Annotated in this window: 2 protein-coding genes and 2 pseudogenes; all 4 read left to right on the forward strand. The window is 52.9% G+C overall.

Annotated elements, in window-relative coordinates; translation table 11 throughout:
* Positions 1-222: pseudogene (locus M2108_RS31245) on the forward strand (hypothetical protein); the annotation flags it as partial.
* Positions 223-247: 25 nt separating this feature from the next.
* A complete protein-coding gene (locus M2108_RS31250) occupies positions 248-667 on the forward strand; it encodes a hypothetical protein (protein ID WP_277473358.1) in 420 nt (139 codons plus the stop codon).
* Positions 664-1020, forward strand: coding sequence for a hypothetical protein (locus tag M2108_RS31255; RefSeq protein WP_277473359.1), 357 nt, complete (start codon positions 664-666; stop codon positions 1018-1020). The genes M2108_RS31250 and M2108_RS31255 overlap by 4 nt, the downstream gene beginning before the upstream one ends.
* Positions 1010-1914, forward strand: a pseudogene (locus M2108_RS31260) (phage tail sheath family protein); the annotation flags it as partial. The gene M2108_RS31255 and the pseudogene M2108_RS31260, both read left to right, overlap by 11 nt.

Here is a 1914-nt window from a genome sequence, read left to right on the forward strand (position 1 = left end):
GGCATCGGGGTTATGAAGCGGCAGAAGCCGACCGGCCAGAGCGGCCGCGCACGTGTTGTGAATGCCAAAGGGTACCGGCCGGAGCTGCCGATTGAGGAAGTTCACGGCCCGGCGATCCCTCGGATGCTGAATGAGCCGCAGGTATTGGCCCGAATCCAGGATGCCGCGCACGACCGAATGGAAAAGCGTTTGGTTCATGAGATAAACCGTATTTTGAAATGAGGTGACGGTAATTTCTACACCAATCATGCTTATTCAGGCTATCAAGAGTTTTCTTGAAGAGCTTGTAAAAGACAGCGTAATTGCAATGCCGGCTGTTCATTTGGGGTATCTGCCCCGTAAGAATAAGGACAATGCCAAGGAACCGGAATTCCCATATATCTTAGTCCGGCCGGCAACCGGGATTGATCAAAACGATTGTAAGGTAACGGTGCATTTGATTTTCGGAAGCGAGTCTGAGGATGACCAAGGGTTTCTGGATCTCTTCAACCAGATGGAACGCGTCCGAATTGCGCTGTTAAAGCAGCCGATTGTTGATAAGCGTTTCAGGATGGAGTTGCCTTTTAAGTGGGAGTTCCCGCCGGAGCAGCCGGAGCCCTACACGATTGGTCTTGTGACCACAATATGGACGCTGCCCACAGTTTTATCAGAGGAGGGATTGTATTGAGCAATAAAAACGATAAGAAAGAAGAAAACAAAATTGATGCTACATCCTTGGATGTATCAGCAGAAGAAAACAGCATCCTGCAGGAACCGGCAGCCGAAGTAGCGGAGCGTGTAACCCCACTGATCTACCTGGGACCGAACCTGCCAGCAGGCAGATTACTGCAGTCCACGGTATTCCGCGGCGGTATCCCAGCATATCTGGAACCTCTGCTGGTCGAGCAGCCGGACGTTGCGGCGCTGATCGTACCGGTTGATGAAATGTCCAGTGCACAGGCACGGATTGTGCAGGCCGGCACGCCGGAATATGTAGCATATCAGGCAATTTTGAGAGGAGGTCCGGTCAATGGCATTTAAACACGGCGTTGAGATTATCGAGCAGGCCACGTCAGTACTCGCGCCAACAGAGGCCAGCAGCGGGATTCCGTTCGCTGTTGGGACGGCACCAGTGAACCTGGCGTCTGCGCCAGTACCCGTTAATACCCCGGTGCTCGTATTTACGTATGCTGAAGCAGTGGCAGCACTCGGATACTCTGATAACTGGGAGGATTACACGCTCTGCGAGCTGATTCATTCTCATTTTTCGCTATATGCAATGTCTCCAATGATCCTGGTCAATGTACTTGACTCGGGTACTAACAAAACCACGGTGGAGCCTGCCGCTCTGGCCGTCAGCAACAGAGTGGCGACCCTGGAGGTGGACGGGGTGCTGCTGCCGTCCCTTGTTGTTAAGTCTTCGGACGGGGCGACAACATACAGTGCAGCCACGGATTACACGGCTGCTTTTGATGCGGACGGCCACGTGATGATTACAACCAAGTCGACAGGTCTTATTCCTTCAAATACTGCACAGCTGCAGGTCGGGTACGACAAGCTCAATCCTGGGGCTGTAGATGCTGACGACATCATCGGCGGCGTAACCCTGGAAGGGGCATATACAGGCTTTGAGCTGGTCAACCAAGTGTTCCCACGGTTCGGAGTCCTTCCCGATCTGCTGCTTGCCCCGGGCTGGTCGCACTTGCCAGCAGTAGCTGCCGTTATGAAAGCCAAAGCAGGTAACATTAACGGCAATTTTAAAGCAGTGGCCTTGACCGACATTGACCCTGCGCAGAAATACACCGATGCGGGCGCGTGGAAATCAAACAACAACTACACCGGATCATTGCAGATTGCAGGGTATCCGATGTTGACAATGGGCGATAAGGTATACCATTATTCCACACAACTGGCTGGCCTGATCGCGGCTACGGA

It is taken from the genome of Paenibacillus sp. PastM-3 (assembly GCF_029893965.1).
Taxonomy (GTDB): Bacteria; Bacillota; Bacilli; order Paenibacillales; family Paenibacillaceae; genus Paenibacillus_AQ.

Excerpts from the sequence above, each read along its gene's own strand:
- M2108_RS31250 (WP_277473358.1), top strand. The coding sequence starts at position 248 with ATGCTTATTCAGGCTATCAAGAGTTTTCTTGAAGAGCTTGTAAAAGAC.